This is a genomic window from Streptomyces sp. NPDC026394, assembly GCF_055567735.1.
Genome location: NZ_JBVHPX010000003.1, coordinates 62,029 through 78,521, shown reverse-complemented (window position 1 = coordinate 78,521; position 16,493 = coordinate 62,029). Strand labels below are relative to the sequence as shown.

At 74.4% G+C, this 16,493-nt stretch carries 14 protein-coding genes; 12 read left to right on the top strand and 2 right to left on the bottom strand.

Annotation, left to right across the window (positions count from 1 at the left end; all coding sequences use genetic code 11):
- Nucleotides 1-25: 25 nt before the first annotated feature.
- On the bottom strand, nucleotides 26-1,384 hold the full coding sequence (locus ACZ4QV_RS08700; protein WP_361880495.1) for a type III PLP-dependent enzyme domain-containing protein: 1,359 nt from the start codon (nucleotides 1,382-1,384) through the stop codon (nucleotides 26-28).
- Between the two features lie 152 nt (nucleotides 1,385-1,536).
- Here ACZ4QV_RS08700 and ACZ4QV_RS08695 point away from each other — a divergent pair, with 152 nt between their 5' ends.
- The 10 genes from ACZ4QV_RS08695 (at nucleotide 1,537) to ACZ4QV_RS08650 (ending at nucleotide 13,774) form a co-directional block, all read left to right on the top strand.
- A complete protein-coding gene (locus ACZ4QV_RS08695) occupies nucleotides 1,537-2,796 on the top strand; it encodes an NAD(P)/FAD-dependent oxidoreductase (protein ID WP_361149987.1) in 1,260 nt (419 codons plus the stop codon).
- Nucleotides 2,784-4,607 carry an FAD-dependent oxidoreductase gene (locus ACZ4QV_RS08690; protein ID WP_467762720.1) on the top strand — a complete coding sequence of 608 codons (1,824 nt, stop codon included), beginning with the start codon at nucleotides 2,784-2,786 and terminating at the stop codon, nucleotides 4,605-4,607. The genes ACZ4QV_RS08695 and ACZ4QV_RS08690 overlap by 13 nt, the downstream gene beginning before the upstream one ends.
- Entirely contained in the window at nucleotides 4,604-5,578 is a 975-nt protein-coding gene (locus ACZ4QV_RS08685; protein WP_361149992.1) for a dihydrodipicolinate synthase family protein, read from the top strand. Before ACZ4QV_RS08690 ends, ACZ4QV_RS08685 begins: the two co-directional genes overlap by 4 nt.
- Nucleotides 5,578-6,624 (top strand): proline racemase family protein, encoded by a 1,047-nt coding sequence (locus ACZ4QV_RS08680; protein ID WP_361590861.1) that lies wholly within the window; start codon nucleotides 5,578-5,580, stop codon nucleotides 6,622-6,624. Before ACZ4QV_RS08685 ends, ACZ4QV_RS08680 begins: the two co-directional genes overlap by 1 nt.
- Nucleotides 6,625-6,720: 96 nt before the next feature.
- The gene (locus ACZ4QV_RS08675; protein WP_361149997.1) at nucleotides 6,721-7,332 is read left to right on the top strand and encodes a hypothetical protein; all 612 of its coding nucleotides are present in this window, start codon (nucleotides 6,721-6,723) and stop codon (nucleotides 7,330-7,332) included.
- A 121-nt stretch (nucleotides 7,333-7,453) separates the two neighbouring features.
- A complete protein-coding gene (gene hutU / locus ACZ4QV_RS08670) occupies nucleotides 7,454-9,112 on the top strand; it encodes a urocanate hydratase (RefSeq protein ID WP_361150000.1) in 1,659 nt (552 codons plus the stop codon).
- A gap of 164 nt (nucleotides 9,113-9,276) precedes the next feature.
- On the top strand, nucleotides 9,277-10,512 hold the full coding sequence (locus tag ACZ4QV_RS08665) for an allantoate amidohydrolase (RefSeq protein WP_361590908.1): 1,236 nt from the start codon (nucleotides 9,277-9,279) through the stop codon (nucleotides 10,510-10,512).
- A gap of 74 nt (nucleotides 10,513-10,586) precedes the next feature.
- Nucleotides 10,587-11,912, top strand: a complete 1,326-nt coding sequence (locus tag ACZ4QV_RS08660; RefSeq protein ID WP_361150223.1) for a formimidoylglutamate deiminase — start codon at nucleotides 10,587-10,589, stop codon at nucleotides 11,910-11,912.
- Nucleotides 11,913-11,941: 29 nt separating this feature from the next.
- Nucleotides 11,942-13,147: an imidazolonepropionase gene (gene hutI, locus ACZ4QV_RS08655; protein ID WP_361150003.1), complete on the top strand. Its 1,206-nt coding sequence runs from the start codon at nucleotides 11,942-11,944 to the stop codon at nucleotides 13,145-13,147.
- A 180-nt stretch (nucleotides 13,148-13,327) separates the two neighbouring features.
- Entirely contained in the window at nucleotides 13,328-13,774 is a 447-nt protein-coding gene (locus ACZ4QV_RS08650; protein WP_361150004.1) for a hypothetical protein, read from the top strand.
- A 148-nt stretch (nucleotides 13,775-13,922) separates the two neighbouring features.
- Here the strand turns inward: ACZ4QV_RS08650 and ACZ4QV_RS08645 are convergent, their stop codons facing one another.
- Complete coding sequence (locus ACZ4QV_RS08645; protein WP_361150226.1) at nucleotides 13,923-14,930, bottom strand: RNA polymerase sigma factor SigF; 1,008 nt, start codon at nucleotides 14,928-14,930, stop codon at nucleotides 13,923-13,925.
- A gap of 261 nt (nucleotides 14,931-15,191) precedes the next feature.
- Between ACZ4QV_RS08645 and ACZ4QV_RS08640 the strand changes: the two genes are divergently transcribed.
- Both ACZ4QV_RS08640 and ACZ4QV_RS08635 read left to right on the top strand, forming a co-directional pair.
- Nucleotides 15,192-15,560: an STAS domain-containing protein gene (locus tag ACZ4QV_RS08640; protein ID WP_361150006.1), complete on the top strand. Its 369-nt coding sequence runs from the start codon at nucleotides 15,192-15,194 to the stop codon at nucleotides 15,558-15,560.
- A gap of 181 nt (nucleotides 15,561-15,741) precedes the next feature.
- Nucleotides 15,742-16,239, top strand: a complete 498-nt coding sequence (locus ACZ4QV_RS08635; protein WP_031009363.1) for an ATP-binding protein — start codon at nucleotides 15,742-15,744, stop codon at nucleotides 16,237-16,239.
- The last annotated feature ends 254 nt before the right edge of the window (nucleotides 16,240-16,493 follow it).

Below are 16,493 nucleotides of genomic sequence, written 5' to 3'. Positions count from 1 at the left end.
CCGGGATGCCCGCTCCAGGAGATCTTTAGAGCTGGGTGAGCGCGTCCGCGTGGGCGCCGCCGCTCTCCGCGACCAGTTCGGCCATCCGCTGCGCGGCCCGTACGGTCGCCCAGCGCGGGGCGCCGTCCGGCCCCGGCGCGTACCCGTACACCCCGGGCCGGGGGAGCGAGTTGTACGCGAAGTGGGTGGAGAAGTAGTACGCGCCGGTGTCCAGGAGGGCGACGTGGTCGCCCGGCTCCAGGGGCGGCAGCGGCCGGTTCCGGGCGACCAGGTCGCCCGCGAAGCAGCAGGGCCCGGCGACGTCCTGGGCGACCGGATCGCCGGTCTTGGGGCGCCCCTGAGCGTCGTACGCGGCCACCCGTACCGGCCAGGCGTCCGGCGCGAAGACCGTACGGGTGGCGATCTGCGCCCCCGCGTGGGTGACCGCGATGCGCCGCCCGCCGGCCGACTTGGCGTACTCGACACGGGCCAGGACCAGGCCGTGCTTGGCGAGCAGCGAGCGGCCGAACTCGGTCACCAGGCCGTACCGGCCGTCGAAGAGCCCCGGCACGGTGCGGTGCAGCAGCCGGGCGTGGTCGCGGTACGTCGGCGCCACCGCGTCGGACGCGAAGTTCACCGGCAGGCCGCCACCGATGTCCAGCGTGGTGACCCGGGCCCGCGCGGCCCTCTCGTTGATCTCCTCGGCCAGCTCGTACAGGACCCGCACCCCTTCCGCCATCAACTCCAGCGGCATGCCCTGGGACCCGACGTGGGCGTGCAGGCGGGTCAGCCACGGCCGGTCCAGGAAGGCCCGTACGACACGTTCGCGGGCGTCCTCGTCGCGCAGCGCCACGCCGAACTTCGACGTGCCGGTGGCGGTGCTCATCGCGTCGATGCTGCCGCCGCCGAGCTGCGGGTTGACGCGCAGGCCCAGCGGTGAGGCGGTCGGCGCGGAAGCGGTCAGGGCGTCCAGGCGGTCCAGTTCACCGAAGCTGTCGGCGTTGACGGCGATGCCGAGGGCGAGTGCCTCGCGCAGCTCGGCGTGGGTCTTGGCGGGCGAGTCCAGCACGGTACGGGCCGGCGGCACACCGGCCGCGCGGGCCAGCGCCAGTTCGCCGGGACTGGCCACCTCGCAGCCCAGCCCCTCCCGCGCGAGCAGGCGCAGTACGGGGACGAGCGAGGCGGCCTTGACGGCGAAGGCGTGCAGGACCGGCGTGCCGTCCGCGGTGAACTCCTCGAACGCGGCGCGCAGTTCGGCGGCGGACCGGCGGATGCCGGTGACGTCCAGGAGCCCCGCGACGGGATCGGCCGTGCTCACCAGCCCCTGGGCGACGGCTGCCGCGACGGCGCGGTCCCGCAGGGCGGCGTCGGAGGAAGGCGGGGGCGGGGGTGTCGCGGTGCTCATGGCACCACTCCACCACCTGCCCGCCGTGGCCGCCATCGACCGGCACACGCGCAGGCGGTGTTGACCTGTCCGGCCCGCGGCAATAACGTCACGGCGCTCTCACGAGGGGGCCCTTCACGCGGACGCGCGACGCGGAACGGTGGTGCGGGTTCATGCGATACCGGCACGTCCAGGCGAAACCGGCGGTGCGGCACGGCTCCCCGTGTCCGCCGCCCCGGCCCCCGTACCCCGACGTGGCCGTGGTCGGCAGCGGCATCGTCGGCGCGGCCTGCGCCGAAGCGCTCACCCGGCGCGGCGTACGGGTCACCGTCGTGGACCGCGCGCCGCTCGCCTCCGGCACGACCGCCCACGGCGAGGGCAACGTCCTGGTCTCCGACAAACCGCCAGGACCCGAACTGGACCTGGCGCTGGCCTCGGCGGCCCGCTGGCCACGGCTGCTCGCGGAGCTGGGGGACGAACTGGGCGCGGGGCTCGCGGAGCGGTGCGAGTACGAGACGAAGGGCGGCCTGGTCGTGGCCCTCGGGGAGGCGGGCGCACGGGCGCTGGCCGGGTTCGCCGCCGCCCAGCGGGCCGCCGGTGTCACGGCCCACGAGGTCGCACCGGACGCCGTGCACGCCCGCGAACCGCACCTCGCGCCGGGCGTCCGCGCCGCCGTCCACTACCCGCAGGACGCCCAGATCCAGCCGGTCGCGGCGGCCGTCGCGCTGCTCGGTGCCGTACGGCGACGCGGCGGCACACTGCGGGCCGGGGTGCGGGCGCTCGGCGTGGAGCGCGGCACGGGCGGGCGGGTGACGGCGCTGCGCACGTCGGCCGGGACGCTGCCGTGCGGGGCGGTCGTCAACGCCTGCGGGCCGTGGGCGGGCCGGTTCGCGGCGGAGGCGGGCGTGCCGCTGCCCGTCCAGCCGCGCCGGGGCCTGGTGCTGGTCACCGCGCCGCTGCCGCCGGGCACGGTCCGGCACAAGGTGTACGACGCCGACTACGTGGGCGCCGTCGGCAGCGGCGACGCCGACCTGCGGACCTCGACGGTGGTCGAGGCCACCCGGGGCGGGACTGTGCTCATCGGGTCCAGCCGGGAGCGGGCCGGCTTCGAGGAACGTTTCCGCGTCGACGTCCTGCGCGAACTGGCCCGCAAGGCGACGGCGCTGTTCCCGGTGCTGGGCCGGGTCCCGGCGATCCGCGCGTACGGCGGCTTCCGCCCGTACACCCCCGACCACCTCCCGGTCATCGGCCCGGACCCGCGCCTGCCGGGCCTGTGGCACGCCACCGGACACGAAGGCGCGGGCATCGGACTGGCCCCCGCGACCGGCGAACTCCTCGCCCGGCTGTACGCGGGCGAACCGCCGTGCCTCGCCCCGGAGCCCTACCGGGTGGCCCGGCCGGGACTGGCGGAGGAGGCGCGGTGTTCCGCGTGACGGTGAACGGCGCCGAGCGATGGGCACGTACCGGCCAGACGGCCGCCGCGGTCCTGCTGGCCGCGGGGCGCGCCTCCTGGCGGACCACCCGCGGCGGCCGCCCGCGCGGGGTCTTCTGCGGGATCGGCGTCTGCCACGACTGCCTCGTGGTCGTCAACGGCGTACCGGACGTACGGGCCTGCCGGCGCGTGGTCGAGGCGGGCGACCGCATCGAGACCCAGGAGGGCACGCCGTTGCCGTGCCTGCCCCCGGAGGCGGGCACGGGCGCGCCCGCGGGGACGGTGCGCGACGTGCCGGTGGTCGTCGTGGGCGCCGGTCCGGCGGGCCTGGCGGCGGCGCTGGCGGCGGCCGGGGCCGGGGCGTGGGTGGCGCTGGTGGACGACGGGCAGCGGCCGGGCGGGCAGTTCCTCCGGCAGGCGGCGGACGGCCCGGCGCGGGGCGCGGCGGTCCGCGCCGTACAGGAGCACCCGCGCGTCGAGTGGCTTCCGGGGTGCACGGTCTGGGCGCTGGAGCCGGACGGTGGGCCGCCGGGCACGCCGGGCCGTACGGACGCGGGCTGGACCGTACACGTCCTCCAAGGGCCCGCCGACGCCCCCGGCCGCACGGCGCACACACTGCGCGCCGCCGCGCTCGTGCTGTGCACCGGCGCGTACGACCGGGCCCTGCCGTTCCCCGGCTGGGACCTGCCGGGCGTCGTCACGGCGGGCGCGGCCCAGGCCCTCGCCAAGGGCCAGCGCACGGCGATCGGCCGCCGGGTGGTGGTCTGCGGCACCGGACCGTTCCTGCTGCCGGTCGCGTCGTCGCTGCTCACCGTGGGCGCACGCGTCCTCGGGGTGTACGAGGCGGGCTCGCCGGCCGCCTGGCTGCGCGCCCCCGTGGCCGCGCTCCGCGACGGTCGCGCCAAACTGCCCGAACTGCTCGGGTACGCCGCCGGTCTGGCGCGGCACCGCGTTCCCTACCGGGCCCGCCGGGCCGTCGTGGCGGCGCACGGACGGGAGCGCGTCGAGGCGGTGACGGTGGCCCGCCTCACCCCCGACTGGCGGATCAGACCCGGCACCGAACGCCGCATCGAGGGCGTGGACGCGGTCTGCGTCGGCTACGGCTTCACCCCGCAACTGGAACTCGCCCTCGCCGCGGGCTGCGCGCTGCGCGACAACTCCTGGGTCACGGTGGACGCCTGGCAGCGGACCTCCGTCCCCGGCGTGTACGCGGCGGGTGAACCCACCGGCGTCGGCGGCGCGGCACTCGCCGCCGCGGAAGGCGAACTGGCGGGGCTGGCGGCCGCCCGCCGGGCGGTGCCCGCCGCGGCGGCCCACGTGGTGGCGCGCGCCCCGGCCGCCCGGCGGCAGGTCGTCGCGGGCCGCCGCTTCGCCCGGCTGCTCGCCGCGGCCCATCCCGTACGCGACGGGTGGCACGGCTGGCTCGGCGAGGACACGCTCGTCTGCCGCTGCGAGGAGGTCCCGTACGGCGCCCTGCGTACGGCGGCGGGGGAGCCGGGCGTGGACGGCGTGGGTGCTGTGGACGGTGGGGCGGAGGGGGCCGGTGGGGACGACGGGGGCAGCCTCGCGGCCGACGGCATGTGCACGTTCAAGCTCACCACGCGCATCGGCCTGGGCCCCTGCCAGGGCCGGATCTGCGCCCGTAACGCGGCCGGACTCCACGGCCCGGACGCTCTCCCCGACCCCCAGACCGCCGACCGCCGCCCGATCGCCCAGCCGGTCCGCCTCGCGGACCTGGCCGCGCCCGGCCCCGTACCCCGTGACCCCGGCGCCCCCGACCCCGCCGCACCGTACCGAGAGGACCCGACATGACGGACCACGCGACGCCGCAGTCCCGTACGTCCCGCACCGCCGCCGCCTCCCGTGCGCCGCTGACCGGTGTCATCGTCGCCACCACCCTGCCGTACGCCGAGGACCGGAGCGCGCCCGCCGGGCTCCGGCCGGACCTCGACCGGTACGCCGAGCACTGCCGCTGGCTCGTCGACAGCGGCTGTCACGGCGTCGGGCCGAACGGTTCGCTCGGTGAGTACTCCTCCCTCACCGACGACGAGCGGCGCGCGGTGGCCCGTACGGCCGTCGCGGCGGTGGGACGGGACGCGCGGGTCGTCGTGGGCGTGCACGGGGTCGGCTCGCACCAGGCGCGGCACTGGGCGGAGCTGGCGGCCGAGGACGGCGCGGACGGCGTGCTGTGCCTGCCGCCCACCCTCTACCGGGCCAACACCGCCGAGGTGGTGCGGCACTTCGAGGAGGTCGCGGCCGTCGGCCTGCCGGTGATGGTCTACAACAATCCGCTCGACACGAAGGTCGACCTGACGCCGGAGACGCTGCGCGAGGTCGCCGCGATCGACGGGGTCGTGGCGGTCAAGGAGTTCTCGGGGGACATCCGCCGGGTGCTGCACATCAAGGAGCAGGCCCCCGGCCTGGACGTGGTGGCGGGCGCCGACGACCTGGTGCTGGAGGCGCTGCTGATGGGCGCCACCGGCTGGTTCGCCGGCTTCCCCAACGTCTTCCCCGCCGCCTGCGTCCGCCTCTACGACCTCGCCCGGGCCGGGCGGGTGGCCGAGGCGCGGGAGCTGTACGAACCGCTGGTCGCCGCGTTCCGGTGGGACTCGCGTACCGAGTTCGTGCAGGCGATCAAGCGCGGGATGGACCTCGTCGGCCGGTACGGCGGGCCCTGCCGGCCGCCACGCGGCCCGCTGCTGCCCGAGCGCCGGCGGCAACTGGACGCGGACCTGCGCGGCGCCGTGCAGGCGCTGGAGATCTGGGCGAAAGCGGCCGGGTGATGGCGGCCGACGGCTCCCGGGCCGCCTCGCTCGCCGCCCGCAGCGTGCACACCTTCAGCGCCGTGGACTCGCACACCGAGGGAATGCCGACCCGCGTCGTCACCGACGGCGTCGGCACCATCCCCGGCGCGACCATGGCCGAACGCCGCGGCTACTTCGTCGAACATCTCGACCACATCCGCCAGTTGCTGGTCAACGAACCGCGCGGACACCCCGCCATGAGCGGGGCGATCCTCCAGCCGCCGACCCGGCCCGACGCCGACTGGGGCGTCGTCTACATCGAGGTCTCCGGCTGCCTGCCGATGTGCGGGCACGGCACGATCGGCGTCGCGACGGTCCTCGTCGAGACGGGCATGGTGGCGGTCACCGAGCCCGTCACGACCGTACGGCTGGACACCCCGGCGGGGCTGGTGGCGGCCCGGGTCGCGGTCCGTGACGGCCGCGCCGAGCACGTCACCCTGCACAACGTCCCCTCGTACGCACACGAACTGGACGCCGTGGTGAAGGTGCCCGGCTACGGCGAGGTCCGCTACGACCTGGCGTACGGCGGCAACTTCTACGCGATCACCCCGCTCGCCGCGCTGGGCATCCCGTTCGCCGCCGCCCACCTGGACGAGATCATCGCCGCCGGGCTCGCGGTGATGGCCGCGGTCGACGAGCGCGACCGGCCCGTCCACCCGGCCGACCCGGGCATCTCCGGCTGTCACCACGTACAGTTCACGGCCCCCGGAACACCGGGACCGGACGGGTCGGACTCCCGTAACGCCATGGTCGTCCACCCCGGCTGGCTCGACCGCTCGCCCTGCGGCACCGGCACCAGCGCCCGGATGGCCCAGCTCCACGCGCGCGGCACGCTCCCGCTGCACCGGCCCTTCGTCAACGAGTCCCTGATCGGCACCCGCTTCACGGGCCGGCTGGTGGACACCGGGCGGGTCGGCGGCCGGGCGGCGGTCGTGCCGACGGTCACCGGGCGGGCCTGGATCACCGGCACGGCCACGTACGTCCTGGACCCGGCCGACCCGTTCCCCCGGGGATTCGTGCTGTAGCGGAGGCGGTGGCGGGTTCCCGGTTTCGGGTGTGCGGCTGCGAAGGTGAACAGTCGTGCGCGGCCGTCGCGCACGAGCGGAGAGAAAGCGGAGTACATGTTCACCAAGGGGATATCGGGCCGGCAGTACGCGCGGCGAGGAGCCGGCGCGCTGGCCGCCGCGGCCGTGGCACTGGCGTTGCAGACCGGAACGGCGACGGCTTCTGACGCGGGTACGGGCGAGGCGCCGGCTTCGGCTGCGCACACGGCCCAGGCTCCCGCCCCGGCCCCGGCTCCCGCCCCGGCCTCCGCCGTACGGATCACCGAGGGCCAGGTCGGGGAGGCCGCTCCCGGCGGCACGCTGCTCTACCCGAGTGTGACCAGCTGTCTGACCGTGACGGTCCGCCTCGCGGACGGCGGCCTGGTGGGCGCGCACGCCAGCCTGTTCCAGGTACCGGGGGAGTACCGCTCCGACCGCGTCCTCGGCGCCCTGCGGGACCGGGTGGGCGGCCGGGACGTGACCGCGGTGGAGGTCAGGGGCGCGGTCGGTGCCTGGCTCCCCGGCTACTTCACCAAGGCGATCGAGAGCTACGGGGAGGGCGAGAGCGTGCCGTTCCCGGCCGAGCCCGACCCCGACGGCCTGGCGGCGGCGGTGGCGGACGGCCTGGGACAGCCGCGCGCGAAGGTCACGGTGACGGACGTGCCGGACGGCGACCAGACGGTGCGCTGAGGGAGCGGCCCGCGGGCCGGGGCGGCGGACGGGCCGCCCCGACCTGTTGACTAGGCCTATTCAGCACTCCAAGATGTGAATAGCTCGATCCATTCGCATCGACGTCAGGGAGGCACGGCCCATGTCAGGACCGCGACCCGTGCGGGCACCGCGCGGTACGGAACTGAGCGCCCGGGGATGGCAGCAGGAAGCCGCGCTGCGCATGCTGCAGAACAATCTCGACCCGGAGGTCGCCGAGCACCCGGACCAGCTCGTCGTCTACGGCGGCACCGGCAAGGCCGCCCGGGACTGGCGCTCCTTCGACGCGATGGTGCGCACCCTGACCACGCTCAAGCAGGACGAGACGATGCTCGTCCAGTCCGGGCGGCCGGTCGGCGTCATGCAGACGCACGAGTGGGCGCCGCGGGTCCTGATCGCCAACTCCAACCTGGTGGGCGACTGGGCCAACTGGGAGGAGTTCCGCCGCCTGGAGGCCCTGGGCCTGACCATGTACGGGCAGATGACCGCCGGTTCGTGGATCTACATCGGCACCCAGGGCATCCTCCAGGGCACGTACGAGACGTTCGCCGCCGTCGCCGCGAAGAAGTTCGACGGCTCGCTGGCCGGCACGATCACCCTCACCGCCGGACTCGGCGGCATGGGCGGCGCCCAGCCGCTCGCCGTCACGATGAACGACGGCGTCGCGATCTGTATCGACTGCGACCCGCGGGCCATCGAGCGGCGCATCGAACACCGCTACCTGGACGTGCGGGCCGACAGCCTCCAGCACGCCCTCCAGCTCGCGGTTGAAGCCCGTGACCAGCGCAAACCGCTCTCCATCGGCCTGCTCGGCAACGCGGCGGAACTGCTGCCGCGGATGCTCGCCGACGGCGCGCCGATCGATATCGTCACCGACCAGACCTCCGCCCACGACCCCCTCGCCTACCTCCCGGTCGGCGTGGACTTCGCGGACATGGCCACCTACGCGGCCGAGCAGCCCGCCGACTTCACCCGCCGGGCCCGCGAGTCGATGGCCCGTCACGTGGAGGCCATGGTCGGCTTCATGGACGCCGGCGCCGAGGTCTTCGACTACGGCAACTCCATCCGCGGCGAGGCCGAACTCGCCGGGTACAAGCGCGCCTTCGCCTTCCCCGGCTTCGTGCCCGCCTACATCAGGCCGCTGTTCGCCGAGGGCAAGGGGCCGTTCCGCTGGGCCGCGCTGTCCGGCGACCCCAGGGACATCGCCGCCACCGACCGGGCCATCCTGGACCTCTTTCCGGAGAACGAGTCCCTCGCCCGGTGGATCAAGCTGGCGGGCGAACGGGTGCACTTCCAGGGCCTGCCGGCCCGGATCTGCTGGCTCGGCTACGGCGAACGCGACAAGGCGGGCGAGCGCTTCAACGACATGGTCGCCGACGGCACCCTCCGGGCGCCGCTGGCCATCGGCCGCGACCACCTGGACTGCGGCTCGGTGGCGTCCCCGTACCGGGAGACCGAGGCGATGCTCGACGGCTCCGACGCCATCGCCGACTGGCCGCTGCTCAACGCCATGGTCAACGTCGCCTCCGGCGCCTCCTGGGTCTCCCTGCACCACGGCGGCGGCGTCGGCATGGGCCGTTCGATCCACGCCGGACAGGTCACGGTCGCCGACGGCACACCGCTGGCCGGCGAGAAGATCCGCCGGGTGCTGACCAACGACCCGGGCATGGGCGTCATCCGCCACGTCGACGCCGGGTACGACCGCGCCGACGAGGTCGCGGCCGAGCGCGGCGTACGCATCCCGATGCGGGAGGGCGAGTGACCCCGCCGTACGACGGTCCGGCGGGTGAGGGCCGGGCGGACGGCGGCCGGGCGTCCGGCGCCGCGGTGGGCGCCGCCGGAGAGCCGGGGGCGCCGGGGGGCGCCTCCGGGCGCTCCGGGAGCCCGGCGGGCGGCGCCGGTACGGCCGCGCCGTCCTTCCACGAGATGTGGCGCGACCTCGCGCCCATCGGCCGCCACTCCGGCACCGGCGGCTACCGCCGCTTCGCCTGGACCGGCGCCGACGCCGACTGCCGGGCCTGGTTCGAGGCCCAGGCCCGCGCCCGCGGACTCGTCTGCGAACAGGACCGCAACGGCAATCAGTGGGCCTGGCTGGGCGCCGCGTCCGCCGCGGACGTGGCCCCCGGCGAAGCCGTCGTCACCGGCTCCCACCTCGACTCCGTCCCGGACGGCGGCGCCTTCGACGGCCCGCTCGGCGTGGTGTCCTCCTTCGCCGCGCTCGACGAACTCCGCCGCCGGGGCGCCGAGCCCGCCAAGCCGCTGGCGATCGTCAACTTCGGCGACGAGGAAGGCGCCCGCTTCGGCCTGGCCTGCGTCGGCTCCCGGCTCAGCGCCGGACAGCTCACCGTCGAGGCGGCCCACCAACTGCGGGACGGCGACGGGGTGACGCTGCCGCAGGCCATGGAGCGGGCCGGGCACGACCCGGACGCCATCGGCCCGGACCCCGACCGCCTCTCCCGCATCGGCGCGTTCGTCGAACTCCACGTCGAACAGGGCCGCGCCCTCGACCTGACCGGCGACCCCGTGGGCATCGCCTCCGCCATCTGGCCGCACGGCCGCTGGCGGTTCGACTTCCACGGCGAGGCCAACCACGCGGGCACCACCCGTCTGGCGGACCGGCGCGACCCGATGCTCACCTACGCCGCGACCGTGCTCGCCGCCCGCAAGAGCGCCGAGCTGGCCGGTGCGCTGGCCACCTTCGGCAAGATCAGCGTCGAGCCGAACGGCGTCAACGCCATCCCGTCGCTGGTCCGCGGCTGGCTGGACTCCCGCGCCGCCGACCAGGAGACGCTGGACACCGTCGTCGCCGCCGTCGAGCGGGAGGCCGCCGAGCGCGGCGCGCGCGACGGCGTCGACGTCCGGGTCACCCGCGAGTCCTTCACCCCCGTCATCGAGTTCGGGCACGCCCTGCGGGACGAGCTGGCCAAGATCCTCACCCACTCGGCGGACCACCGCCCGGGCGGCGCCCGCGAGGTGCCCGTGCTGGGCACCGGCGCCGGACACGACGCGGGTATCCTGTCCGCCACCGTGCCCACCGCCATGCTGTTCGTACGCAACCCCACCGGCGTCTCGCACTCACCCGCCGAACGCGCGGCCGAGGACGACTGCATCGCCGGGGTGACCGCACTCGCCGACGTACTGGAGGGCCTGGCGTGCAGGTGACGCCGCAGGAATCCGAGACGGCCCCGCGCCCCGGAGGCGACCGGCCGGGACCGGCCGCCCCGAAGACGTACTGGCTGGAACACGCCTGGCTCGGCACGCACGTCGAGCCGGGCGTGGCCGTGGACGTGGACCCGGCCGACGGCCGCATCAGCGCTGTACGGACCGAGGTCCCGGCACCGCCGCCCGGCGCCGTCCCGCTGCGCGGCCTGACCCTGCCCGGCCTCGCCAACGCCCACTCGCACGCCTTCCACCGGGCCCTGCGCGCCACCGTCCAGGTCGGCTCCGGCACCTTCTGGACCTGGCGCGAGGTGATGTACCAGGTCGCCTCCCGGCTCACCCCCGACTCCTACTACGCCCTCGCGCGGGGCGTGTACGCGGAGATGGCGCTGGCGGGCATCACCTGCGTCGGCGAGTTCCACTACCTCCACCACGGACCGGGCGGCTCCCGCTACGCCGACCCCAACGCGATGGGCGAAGCCCTGATCGCCGCCGCCGACGAGGCGGGCATCCGCATCACCCTGCTGGACACCGCCTATCTCTCGTCCGGCTTCGGCGCCCCGCCCGACCACCACCAACTGCGTTTCTCCGACGGCACGGCCGACGCCTGGGCCGAGCGCGCCGCCGCCCTGAAGGACGGCCGCCCGCACGCCCGCATCGGGGCGGCCGTGCACTCCGTACGCGCCGTGCCCGCCGACCAGCTGAGCACCGTCGCGCAGTGGGCCGGGCACCGGGACGCGCCGCTGCACGTCCACCTCTCCGAGCAGACCGCCGAGAACGACGCCTGCCGCGCGGCCCACGGCCGCACCCCCACCGAACTCCTCGCCGCGCACGGTGTCCTGGGCCGCCGCACCACCGCCGTGCACGCCACCCACCTCACCGACGAGGACGTCCGGCTGCTGGGCGACACCACCACCGGCGTGTGCATGTGCCCCACCACCGAACGCGACCTCGCCGACGGCATCGGTCCCGCCGTCCAGCTCCAGGCCGCCGGCAGTCCCCTGTCGCTCGGCAGCGACAGCCACGCCGTCATCGACCTCTTCGAAGAGGCCCGCGCGATGGAGCTGGACGAACGGCTGCGCACCCGCACCCGCGGCCACTGGACCGCCAACGCCCTGCTGCGCGCCGCGACCGCCGACGGCCACGCGGCACTGGGCTGGGACGAGGCGGGCACCATCGAACGCGGCGCGCTCGCCGACCTCACCACGGTCGCCCTGGACTCCGTACGCACCGCGGGGCCGCTGCCCCGGCTGGGCGCCGAGACGGCCGTATTCGCCGCCTCCGGGGCGGACGTGCGCCACACGGTGGTCGGCGGCCGCCAGGTCGTACGCGACGGAGTCCACACGCTCGTGCCCGACGTCCCCACCGCACTGGCCGAGGCCATCGCGGCCGTACACGGCTGACTCCGCGGCCGAAGGAGAGCACCCCCACGATGAACCCCAGCACCACGGCCGCGGAGCGCGCCGCCACCGGCCGCACCACCGCCGTCACCAACATCGCCACGCTCGTCACCAACGACCCCTCCCTCGGTGAAGGCCCCCTCGGTCTGATCCAGGACGCGGCCGTCGTCTTCGACGGCGACCGCGTCGCCTGGGTCGGTACGACAAGCAAAGCACCCGCCACTGACAGTCACCACGACGCGGGTGGCCGCGCCGCGATCCCGGGCTTCGTCGACTCCCACTCCCATCTGGTCTTCGGCGGCGACCGCACCGCCGAGTTCAACGCCCGGATGTCCGGCCGCGCCTACTCGGCCGGCGGCATCCGCACCACCGTCGCCGCCACCCGCGCCGCCACCGACGAGCACCTGCACGCCAACGTCGCCAAGTACCTCGCCGAGGCGCTCCGCCAGGGCACCACGACCCTGGAGACCAAGTCCGGCTACGGCCTGAACGTCGAGGACGAGGCCCGCGCCCTGCGCATCGCCGCCGCCCACACCGACGAGGTCACCTTCCTCGGCGCGCACATCGTCTCCCCCGACTACGCCGACGACCCCGCCGGCTACGTCGACCTGGTCACCGGCCCGATGCTGGACGCCTGCGCCCCGCACGCCCGCTGGATCGACGTCTTCTGCGAACAGGGCGCCTTCGACGGCGACCAGGCCCGCGCGATCCTGACCGCGGGCAAGGCCAAGGGCCTGCTCCCGCGCGTGCACGCCAACCAACTGCACCACGGCCCCGGCGTGCAGATCGCCGTCGAACTCGACGCCGCCTCCGCCGACCACTGCACCCACCTGGACGCCGCCGACATCGACGCGCTCGCCAACAGCGCGACCGTCGCGACGCTGCTGCCCGGCGCCGAGTTCTCCACCCGCGCCCAGTGGCCCGACGCGCGCCCCCTGCTCGACGCGGGCGCCACCGTCGCCCTGTCCACCGACTGCAACCCCGGCTCGTCCTTCACCAGCTCGATGCCGTTCTGCATCGCCCTGGCCGTACGGGACATGAAGATGACGCCCGACGAGGCCGTCTGGGCCGCCACCGCCGGCGGCGCGGCGGCCCTGCGCCGTACCGACGTCGGCCGCCTGACCCCCGGCGCCCGCGCCGACCTCGCCCTCCTCGACGCGCCCTCGCACGTCCACCTCGCCTACCGCCCGGGCGTCCCTCTCGTCTCCGACGTCTGGCACCGGGGCGTACGCGTCTGAACCGCGCCCTGCGGCAGTAACCGGTACCGGGCACAGCGAAGATCACGTAAGGTCCGGGACCGACACGAACAACTGTCGCAGTCACCCGCACAGCCGGGGAAACTTCACCGGGCGGACCTCCGGAGGAGGCAACCACGGCGCAGGGCCAGGGTGACCGCGCGGGGGGGGGAAAGGAACCTCATGAAGTCGACCCGCCTCAAGGCCCGCCTCGCCGGCACCGCGGCCACCGTCGCCGTCCTCGGCGGCGCCGCCCTGGCCACGGCACCGGCCGCCGCGGCGAAGGCGAACGTCATCTCCATCGACAAGGTGACGCTCGACGGGCAGCAGCTCTCGGTGCACCTCGGCTACTCCTGCGACACCGGCTACACCTGGGGGCTGTCCGGCAAGGCGGTCAAGACGGACGGACAGGCCGGTCCGGCGTCCGCCACCGGCACCGTCGCGACCGGTACCCTCACGTGCGACTACCGCAGCCGCGCCCTGAAGCTGAGCCTGACGCAGGCCGCCGGCGCGCACTTCGCCGCGGGCGACGAGGTGAAGGTCACCGTCGACTTCACGGAGGAGAACGGCCCGGGCCTGGAGGGCGAGGAGATCATCACCACGCTCCAGGCGCCCGCGCCGACGCGGTAGACACGCGTCAGGCACCCGTACGGCGCCGATACGGCAGAGACCCGTACAGCAGAGGAGGGCCCGTCCCGGACAGCCGGGGCAGGCCCTCTTCCACGCGGGCGGAGGCCGGCCCGTCAGGCCGGCAGCGACCGCGAAGTGTCCGCCGGACTCACTCCTCGACCATCAGCCCCTTGCGGAGCTTGACGAGCGTGCGCGACAGCAGCCGCGACACGTGCATCTGGGAGATGTTCAGCTCCTCGCCGATCTCCGACTGCGTCATGTTGGCGACGAAGCGGAGCGAGAGGATCTTGCGGTCACGCGGGGGCAGCTCGGCGATCAGCGGCTTGAGCGACTCCACGTACTCGATGCCTTCGAGGCCGTGGTCCTCGTAGCCGATGCGGTCGGCCAGCGCACCCTCGTTGTCGTCCTCCTCCGGCTGGGCGTCCAGCGAGCTGGCCGTGTAGGCGTTGCTCGCGGCCATGCCCTCGACGACCTCGTCGTTGGTGATGCCGAGGCGTTCGGCGAGCTCGCTCACCGTCGGGGAGCGGTCCAGCTTCTGCGCCAGCTCGTCGCCGGCCTTGGCCAGGTCCAGACGCAGCTCCTGCAGGCGCCGGGGCACCCGCACGGACCAACTGGTGTCACGGAAGAAACGCTTGATCTCGCCGACGATGGTCGGCATGGCGAACGTCGGGAACTCCACGCCGCGGCTGAGCTCGAAGCGGTCGATCGCCTTGATCAGGCCGATGGTGCCGACCTGGACGATGTCCTCCATGGGCTCGCTGCGGGAACGGAACCGGGAGGCCGCGAACTTCACCAGCGCGAGGTTGAGTTCGACCAGGGTGTTGCGGACGTACGCGAATTCGTGCGTGCCTTCTTCCAGCGACTCCAGGCGCTCGAAGAGGGTCTTGGACAGGGCCCGCGCGTCCACCGGCCCCACCTCGGCGTACGGGGGGATCTCGGGCAGTCCGTCGAGCTCGGGGATTCCCGCCGTGTCCGGTGCGGACGATTCAGATGGGATCTGCGGGGAATGAGACGTCTGGGACTGTTCGGGCAGGGCGGCCTCGGACAGGACGGCCTCGGTGAGAGCGGCCTCTGCGAGGGTGGTCTCTGACAAGGGAGTCGACGACGCGGTCTCCGTGGTGTCTTCGGTGCGCAATTCGTCGAGCCGGGGTGACATGTTGTCCTCCATCGTTCTCGGCATATGGCTGCCGATGCCTCTACGCGAAGCTGCGGTGTGCGGCGCCTCCAAAGCCGGCCGTTTCGAATGTGTCCTTACTACGCCTACCTGGGTTTGCCGGAAGATGGCAAGTGCGTGTTGTCCAGGTTTGCTGGGTATTACGTATTGTTCGGCTACCAGTCGTGTGGATCGAAGGCGTAGTGTTCGGTCAGCGCAGTCGTAAGCAATCGGACGCCGAGACAGCAAGAGGGGTGCACGCGCATGGACCGCGGGACGGTCGGCAGTGCCAGTCGGGGACGGCTCAGTGTCGCGATCCGGCATCAGGGTGCCAGCGCGATCGTGACCGTCGCGGGTGAGCTGGATCACCACACCGCGGACCTGTTGCGGGAATCACTTGAGAGGTGCGTCGCGGACGGCTTCGCGCGACTGGTCGTCGACTGCTCGCAACTGGAGTTCATGGACTCCACCGGCTTGAACGTGCTGCTCGGCGCCCGCCTGAAGGCGGAGGCCGGGGGAGGCGGAGTGCATCTGGCCGGAATGCAACCGGTGGTGGCGCGGGTCTTCGAGATCACTGGCGCGGACGCGGTGTTCACCGTGCACGACTCCCTCGACAAGGCTCTCGCCGACTGACGGTGGCGGCGTGGGCGGAGCACTACGGGGGGTTCCTCCCGTACGGGTTGCCCGCGTCACAACTTCCGTACCCAAGAAGTGGGTGTTCTCACGGTCCCGTCGGGCAGGAGACATCTGAATCTGTTGAATCTGTCAGGTAACCGCTATCCGTGAAATGGCGAATCGGTGAGGTGAAGCGCTGATGAGCACCACCCGGCCGTACCCGCCGGGCGACCTCGGCCCGGAGCCGGGCAACGCCGGCGCTCCCTCCGCCTCCCCGGCCGTGCCGGCCGGCCAGATCCGCAGGCTGCGCCTGGCGGGTGTGCAGGGAGCCGTCGCGCGGGGCCGTGACTTCGCACGGCAGGCCCTCCACGACTGGGGCTGGCTCCCGGCCGCCGGCGCCGACCAGCGGGCGGCCGCCGAGGACGTCCTGCTCGTGGTCTCCGAGCTGGTGACCAATGCCTGTCTGCACGCGGAGGGGCCCGAGGAACTCCGGCTGCGCAGCAACGCCAAGGTGCTGCGCATCGAAGTGACCGACCTCGGCGCGGGCTCTCCCGCGCCCCGCACGCCCCACCGGGCGGGGCGGCCCGGCGGACACGGCATGTTCATCGTGCAGCGGCTGTGTCTGGACTGGGGAGTCGTACGCAACCCCGACGGCACGGGCAAGACCGTGTGGGCGGAGCTGGCGGCTCCCTCTTAGGGCCCCTGGGCGGGGCCCTCCTTCGCGCCCCGGGCCGGCAGCGGGGCGCGGTGTACGGCGGTGGGCGCCGCGACCGGGCCACGCGGCCGGAGTGACGTGGCCGGTGCGACGTGAACGGTACGACGTGGCCGGGGCGGCGCGCTTCCGCGGCCGCGCGGCCTGTGACGCGTACGCGCCCTGTGCCTCGTACGCACTCCGTGCCCCCTGCGCCCCTCCCGCCCCGTTTTCCGCTCTCCCCGCCTTCCCCTGGCGTC

Excerpts from the sequence above, each read along its gene's own strand:
- ACZ4QV_RS08695 (WP_361149987.1), top strand. The coding sequence starts at position 1,537 with ATGCGATACCGGCACGTCCAGGCGAAACCGGCGGTGCGGCACGGCTCC.
- ACZ4QV_RS08645 (WP_361150226.1), bottom strand. The coding sequence starts at position 14,930 with ATGTCACCCCGGCTCGACGAATTGCGCACCGAAGACACCACGGAGACC.
- ACZ4QV_RS08665 (WP_361590908.1), top strand. The coding sequence starts at position 9,277 with ATGTGGCGCGACCTCGCGCCCATCGGCCGCCACTCCGGCACCGGCGGC.
- ACZ4QV_RS08635 (WP_031009363.1), top strand. The coding sequence starts at position 15,742 with ATGAGCACCACCCGGCCGTACCCGCCGGGCGACCTCGGCCCGGAGCCG.
- ACZ4QV_RS08680 (WP_361590861.1), top strand. The coding sequence starts at position 5,578 with ATGGCGGCCGACGGCTCCCGGGCCGCCTCGCTCGCCGCCCGCAGCGTG.
- ACZ4QV_RS08700 (WP_361880495.1), bottom strand. The coding sequence starts at position 1,384 with ATGAGCACCGCGACACCCCCGCCCCCGCCTTCCTCCGACGCCGCCCTG.
- ACZ4QV_RS08675 (WP_361149997.1), top strand. The coding sequence starts at position 6,721 with ATGTTCACCAAGGGGATATCGGGCCGGCAGTACGCGCGGCGAGGAGCC.
- ACZ4QV_RS08685 (WP_361149992.1), top strand. The coding sequence starts at position 4,604 with ATGACGGACCACGCGACGCCGCAGTCCCGTACGTCCCGCACCGCCGCC.
- ACZ4QV_RS08640 (WP_361150006.1), top strand. The coding sequence starts at position 15,192 with ATGGACCGCGGGACGGTCGGCAGTGCCAGTCGGGGACGGCTCAGTGTC.
- hutI (WP_361150003.1), top strand. The coding sequence starts at position 11,942 with ATGAACCCCAGCACCACGGCCGCGGAGCGCGCCGCCACCGGCCGCACC.
- hutU (WP_361150000.1), top strand. The coding sequence starts at position 7,454 with ATGTCAGGACCGCGACCCGTGCGGGCACCGCGCGGTACGGAACTGAGC.
- ACZ4QV_RS08650 (WP_361150004.1), top strand. The coding sequence starts at position 13,328 with ATGAAGTCGACCCGCCTCAAGGCCCGCCTCGCCGGCACCGCGGCCACC.